The following is a 6,343-nucleotide window of genomic DNA, read 5'->3' on the forward strand; positions in this document are numbered from 1 at the left end:
GTGGCGAGTACCTCGTTGTTGCGGGCAACGAGGCGGACGGCCGCGTCGGTGATGGGCTCGGCGCTGGCGAGGGAGCGAACGAAGGCGTGCACGCCGTCATCGCCGGAGAAGGCGGTCAGGCCAAGATCGGAGATGATGAACCACTGGGTCGCTTGCTCGCGCCAGTTGTCGTCGGCGCTCTGCTCGGCGGGGCGCGCGATCATGGCGTAGGCGCCGGGCTTCAACTCGCCGATGGCCTCGCTCACCGGGAAAGCTGCCGTGACCTCTGCGTTGAGCTTGCTCGGGATCTCGAGCTCGCCTTTGTAAACGAGACTGCCCGTGCGGCTCTTCAGCTCCTCGAGCTGATAGCCCTGCAGCTGGCGGTCGAGATTGCCTTCGTTTAGGGCGTTGGCGAGGCTGCGGTCGCCGATGCGATAGACCTCGATGCCGACTTTGTTGGTGTTGACGGCGACCAGCGGGATGCCGTTCTGGCCGCGCGTGGGGAGCACGTAGCTCTTGCCGGTGAAGTGGACCATCGGCTTGCGGTCGGGAACGTAGACGGCCAGCGTCACCTGCTTGGCGAGCGGCTCGTTGACGTCGGAGGGCAAGCCGGCGCGAACCTGGACCTCGTAACGCTGGCCGTGCTCGACGCCGTCGATGCAAAGCTGGTTGCCCTCGGCGGCGACCGACTGCGGGTCGCGGCCGTTGACGGCGACGAACTTGGCGAAGTCGGTCTGTCCGCGCGAGAGATTTTCGGAGAACTGGATGCAGATGCGCGGTTGGGCGGCGTCGCCGTCCGTCGAATAGTCGGTCATGCGGAAGCCGTGCTCGGCCCGCAGCTTTTCGTAGGCGTCGCGTACCTCGGCGACCTCGGTCAGCGAGAGGCTTGCCTTCAGCGCATCAATGGCCGGGCGCCAGTAGGAGCGGCGCTGCATGGCATCGCCCAGGACGGCGAGGGCGCGCGCCTTCAGGCCCTGATCGGCGGCGAGCGTATAGGCACGGTAGGCGGCCCCTGACGCGTTGACGGGCAGATCGTAGGTTTCCGACTTGTCGGGATCGGGCTTGATGGCGAGCAGCGCCTTGGCAAGGCCGATCCAGTTCTCCGGGCTCTTGGGATCGGTGGCGACGGCGATGGCGTAGGAGCGCGATGCGGCCCGCGGATCAGGTCCGAGCTGACGGTCGGCGGCGAGCCGCACTTCGGCGGATTTGCGCCCGTCCGACTTCCACGTCTCCTTGATGTAGGTTTCGTAGCGCTCGGCGTCTTTGGCGACGCCTTTGTGCACGAAGGGCCTTTCCTCGGCACTGGCGGCGCCGAGGCCAGCCAGAAGGAGGAAGCAGAGGAAGACTGACTTGAGGGCGCGCATCTCGACCACCTTGGTAGGAACGATTTCGCTGAGCTTGTTGCCTGCGTGACAGGTCTCCAGACTGTTCCCGAGGTGACTCTGGAAGCCGCGCACGCCGGCAAAATCGTGAGGTGCAAAATAGCATTACGCACCCGGGCGGCGTGAAGCCCATCAGACCTGAATGATCAAACGTTGGCGGCAAACTCGAACTTATCGGCAAGTTCCGGCCATTACTGATGATTCCCCGGCGGCGGTAAGGTGCCATCAGCAACCGGGTTTAACCGCTCCGTAAGCCTACCAAGCGGAATTTCATTTTATGCATGTTGTATCAGTTATTTAGTCTGTCATAAATCCACAGTGTCCGGCAGCTAGAAGAGACGCGCCGGAGTTCACTCCGGGAAGCAGAGCGCAGGCGGAGGGCCCCGCTCGATGCAGTCCACGAGACAATGGAGATTAGCGTGAACAGCAAGTTCATCGCCTATACGACGGCGACGGCCGTCGGCATGGCCGCGTTCGCCTGTGCGGCCATGGCGCGCGACCAGGTCAAGGTTGCAGGATCGTCGACGGTCCTGCCGTACGCCAACATCGTTGCCGAGCAGTTCGGCAAGACGTTCTCGAATCTCAAGACGCCGATCATCGAGTCGGGCGGCTCGGGCGCCGGCATCAAGCAGTTCTGCGCCGGCGTCGGCGAGGACAAGATCGATGTCGCCAACTCCTCGCGCAAGATCAAAGACACCGAAATCGCCGATTGCGCCAAGGCCGGCGTAACCGACATCGTCGAGGTGAAGTTCGGCTACGACGGCATCGTGTTCGCCGTTGATACCGGCGCCAGCGAGTGGAAGGTCGAGCCGAAGGACATTTATCTCGCGCTCGCCGCCGAGGTTCCGAAGGACGGCGCGCTCGTCGCCAACACCGCGAAGACCTGGAAAGACGTCAACTCGGATCTCCCCGATTGGCCGATCGTCGCCTTCATCCCGGGCGAGAAGCACGGCACGCGCGAAGTGTTCGAGGAGAAGGTTCTCCACGCCGGTTGCAAGGCTACGGGCGGTGACAAGCTGCAGCTTGCTAAGGCCGAGGGCAAGGACGACGCCGAGAAGAAGAAGGCCGCCGACAAGGCCTGCAACAAGGTCCGCAAGGACGGCGCTGCTGTCGATATCGACGGCGACTACACCGAGACGCTGGCTCGCATCGAGTCCAACAAGCAGGGCGTGGGCGTGTTCGGTCTGTCGTTCTACGAGAACAACAAGGACAAGCTGAAGGTTGCCACCATCAGCGGCGTCGAGCCCTCGCTCGAGACCGTTGCCTCCGGCAAATACCCGGTTTCGCGTCCGCTGTACTTCTACGTGAAGAAGGCGCACCTCGGCGTGATCCCCGGTCTCAAGGAGTACGTCGAGTTCTTCACCAGCGACAAGATCCTCTCGGCTGACGGCCCGCTCGTCGAGTACGGCCTGGTGCCGCTGCCCGACGCCGAGCGCGCGGAAGTCCAGGAGCTGGTAAAGTCCGGCAAGACGCTGGCGACTGCGGCGAAGTAATCGGCCGCTTTGCCCTGACAGCTCTGACTGGTTGAACGTACAGGAGTTAGGGAAGGGGGAGACGGCCGTGTTCTGCCGCTCTCCCTTCTCGTTGTTTCCGATCAACGCCTGCACCCGCTTGTGAGCGAGGAAAGAGCACCGTGTCGACGCCCTTACTGCTACTGATCGTGTTTGCCCTCGGCATCGTGGGATGGTTCCTCGGCAATCGGCGTGCGCGTGCTTCGGTCGACGGCAAGACGTCGGCGCTGCATTCGCGTCCGGGCTATTACGGTGCCTACGTGCTGCTCTGGGCCACGCTGCCGGCGTTGTTCCTGATCATTCTCTGGCTGGCCATTGCGCCGCCGATCACGACCTCGATGGTTCAGTCGCGGCTTCCGGAGGCCATCCAGACCGGTCCGGAGCAGGGGCTGACGCTCACCATGTCGACGGTTCGACTGGTGGAAAAGGGCCTCGACGCGCTGTCGCCGGAGGAACTCGACAAGACGGCCAATCCGTCGACCGACGTCAAAGCGCTGCTGATGAGCAAGGGTGTTCCGCTGGCGGTAACGCCCGAGCCTTATGCCGTCGACGCGGCGCGTTATCAGCTCACGCTCAAGCGGTCGAGCCAGCTTCTAATTACCGTCGCAGCCATTGGGCTTTCGCTGCTGGGCCTGGCTTTCGGCTTCCTGCGTGTCGGACCCAAGCTCAGGTCGCGCAATGCGGTGGAATCGGTGGCGCTCGCGGGTCTGCTCGGCTGCTCGATGGTCGCTATTCTGACGACGCTCGGCATCGTGCTCTCGATGCTGTTCGAGAGCATCCATTTCTTCTCCATCGTGCCGATCCAGGACTTCCTGTTCGGTACGGTGTGGGATCCGCGCTTTTCGTCGGCCGGATCGGGCGCGGCCGGGGGCGAATTCGGCCTGCTGCCGCTTTTGTGGGGCACGCTCTACATCTCGCTCGTGGCGCTGCTCGTGGCGGTGCCGGTGGGGCTGTTCAGCGCCGTCTACATGTCGGAGTACGCCTCGGGGCGGGTTCGTGCGACCGCAAAGCCGCTGCTCGAGATCCTGGCCGGCATTCCGACCATCGTCTACGGCTTCTTCGCGCTGATCACGTTCGGGCCGCTGTTGCGCGACGTGGGCGCTTCCGTGGGGCTCTCGATCTCGGCGACAAGCGTGCTGACCGCCGGCCTCATCATGGGCGTGATGCTGATCCCGTTCGTGTCGTCTCTCTCGGACGACATCATCAACGCCGTGCCGCAGTCGTTGCGCGAGGGCTCCTACGGGCTCGGTGCCACGCAGTCGGAGACGATCAAACGGGTCATCCTGCCCGCCGCGCTGCCGGGTATCGTCGGAGCGGTTCTGCTCGCCGCCTCGCGTGCGATCGGCGAGACGATGATCGTCGTGCTCGCGGCCGGCATCGCGCCGAATCTCACGCTCAACCCATTCGAGCCGGTGACGACGATCACGGTGAAGATCGTAAGTCAGCTGACCGGCGATCTAGAGTTCAATTCGCCCCAGACGCTGGTTGCATTTGCGCTGGGGCTCACACTTTTCGTGTTCACCCTCGCGCTTAACATTTACGCGCTCTACATCGTGCGCAAATATAGGGAGCAGTACGAATAATGACGGTAGAAACAGCTCCTATGACGACCGATCTCCAGTCTTCTCCCCGTATGCGGCACGCGACGCAGGCGCTCATCAAGAAGCGTTATGCCGCCGAACGGCGCTTCAGGGCCTATGGCGTGGCCGCAATCCTGTTCGGTCTCGCGTTTCTGGTGGCGCTGTTCTCGACGATTGTCGCGAGGGGCTACACGGCCTTCCTGCAGTCGGCCTTCACGCTCGACGTCAATCTCGACCAGGGCGCGTTCGGCTCGTCGACGCCGCCCTCGCAGAGCGACATCATAATGGCGGACTACACGAAGCTGGCCAACCGGGCGCTGTTCCAGGCGCTGGGTGTCGATCCGGCGAACAAGGCGGACGCGAAGGCGGCCGCCTCGCTTCTCTCGGCCAACGCCGACGTGCAGATCCGCAAAGCCGTGGAGGCCGATCCGTCCCTGATCGGGAAGTCGATCCCGCTCACGCTCTTGGCGCACGGCAACGTCGACACGCTGATGAAGGGTCATTTCGATCGCACTGTTCCTGAGAACCGCCGGCAGCTTTCGGACAAGCAGCTCGGGTGGCTGGACAAGGCCGCGGCGTCGGGCGTGCTCGCCAAGCATTTCAACACGGGCATCTTTACGTACGGCGCTTCGAGCAAGCCCGAGACGGCCGGCGTCGGCGTGGCGTTCATCGGCTCGCTCTACATGATGCTGATCGTGCTGCTCGTATCGGTTCCGCTCGGCGTTGCGGCCGCGGTCTATCTCGAGGAGTTCGCGCCCAAGAATCTGCTGACGGACACCATCGAGGTCAACATCAACAACCTCGCTGCCGTGCCGTCGATCGTGTTCGGCCTGCTCGGTCTGGCGATCTTCATCAACTTCATGGGCGTTCCTCGCTCCGCCGCGCTCGTCGGCGGATTGGTGCTGGCGCTCATGACGCTGCCGACGATCATCATCGCGACGCGCGCCGCAGTGGCCGCCGTGCCGCCTTCCATCCGGGAGGCCGCTCTCGGCGTAGGCGCCTCGAAGATGCAATCGATCACGCATCACGTGATCCCGCTGGCGGTGCCGGGCATCCTGACGGGAACCATCATCGGCTTGGCGAAGGCGCTCGGGGAGACGGCGCCGCTGCTGATGATCGGCATGGTCGCGTTCGTTGTCGACTTCCCGAAGACGCCCTTCGATTCGGCGACCGCGCTTCCGGTGCAGATCTACATGTGGGCCACGGCCGCCGAGCGCGGGTTCGTTGAGCGCACGGCCGGCGCGACGCTGATCCTTCTCGCCTTCCTCGTTTGCATGAACGTAACCGCTGTTCTTCTTCGCCGCCGCTACGAGCGCCGCTGGTAGAACTTGTCTCCTTTGGAGTGAGCAATGCTGAATGTGACGACACCCGAAATCGAACGCGCGGCGAAGGTCGGATCTGCCATCGACCCGAAGGTCGTCGCCAGGGACGTGAACGTCTACTATGGCGAGAAGCACGCGCTGCATAATGTCTCGGTGAATATTCCGGATCGCGGCGTGATGGCCTTCATCGGACCATCGGGTTGCGGCAAGTCGACGTTCTTGCGCTGCATCAACCGCATGAACGACACCATCCCGATCTGCCGGGTCACGGGCAAGATCACGATCGACGACGAGGACATCTACGATCCTTCGCTCGATGTCGTGCAGCTTCGCGCGCGCGTCGGCATGGTGTTCCAGAAGCCGAATCCGTTCCCTAAGTCGATCTACGAGAATGTCGCCTATGGGCCGCGCATTCACGGCCTCGCCGGCACCAAGGCGGAGCTGGATCACATCGTGCAGACGAGCCTCGAGAGGGCCGCGCTCTGGAAAGAGGTCAAGGATCGCCTCAACGATCCCGGCACCGGCCTTTCCGGCGGTCAGCAGCAGCGCCTTTGCATCGCGCGCGCGGT

The 6,343-nt window shown here is 63.5% G+C and carries 4 protein-coding genes and 1 pseudogene; 4 read left to right on the forward strand and 1 reads right to left on the reverse strand.

Translation table 11 applies throughout. From position 1 onward, the window contains the following. Positions 1-1,436 (reverse strand): annotated as a pseudogene (locus tag QZV93_RS17415) (alpha-2-macroglobulin family protein); the annotation flags it as partial. 389 nt (positions 1,437-1,825) lie between these two features. Between QZV93_RS17415 and QZV93_RS17420 the strand changes: the two are divergent. The 4 genes from QZV93_RS17420 to QZV93_RS17435 form a co-directional block, all read left to right on the forward strand. Beyond that, positions 1,826-2,854 carry a substrate-binding domain-containing protein gene (locus tag QZV93_RS17420; protein WP_295559981.1) on the forward strand — a complete coding sequence of 343 codons (1,029 nt, stop codon included), beginning with the start codon at positions 1,826-1,828 and terminating at the stop codon, positions 2,852-2,854. A gap of 140 nt (positions 2,855-2,994) precedes the next feature. Continuing rightward, a complete protein-coding gene (gene pstC / locus QZV93_RS17425; protein ID WP_295559976.1) occupies positions 2,995-4,455 on the forward strand; it encodes a phosphate ABC transporter permease subunit PstC in 1,461 nt (486 codons plus the stop codon). A 20-nt stretch (positions 4,456-4,475) separates the two neighbouring features. Further along, positions 4,476-5,777, forward strand: a complete 1,302-nt coding sequence (gene pstA, locus QZV93_RS17430; RefSeq protein WP_295559978.1) for a phosphate ABC transporter permease PstA — start codon at positions 4,476-4,478, stop codon at positions 5,775-5,777. 24 nt (positions 5,778-5,801) lie between these two features. Next, the coding region (locus tag QZV93_RS17435) for an ATP-binding cassette domain-containing protein (RefSeq protein ID WP_295559980.1) at positions 5,802-6,343 on the forward strand (542 nt) is incomplete at its 3' end.

This window comes from uncultured Hyphomicrobium sp. (genome assembly GCF_902826555.1).
GTDB lineage: Bacteria > Pseudomonadota > Alphaproteobacteria > Rhizobiales > Hyphomicrobiaceae > Hyphomicrobium_C.

Coding starts and splice junctions, on each gene's coding strand:
- QZV93_RS17420 (WP_295559981.1), top strand. CDS start 1,826: ATGGCCGCGTTCGCCTGTGCGGCCATGGCGCGCGACCAGGTCAAGGTT.
- pstA (WP_295559978.1), top strand. CDS start 4,476: ATGACGACCGATCTCCAGTCTTCTCCCCGTATGCGGCACGCGACGCAG.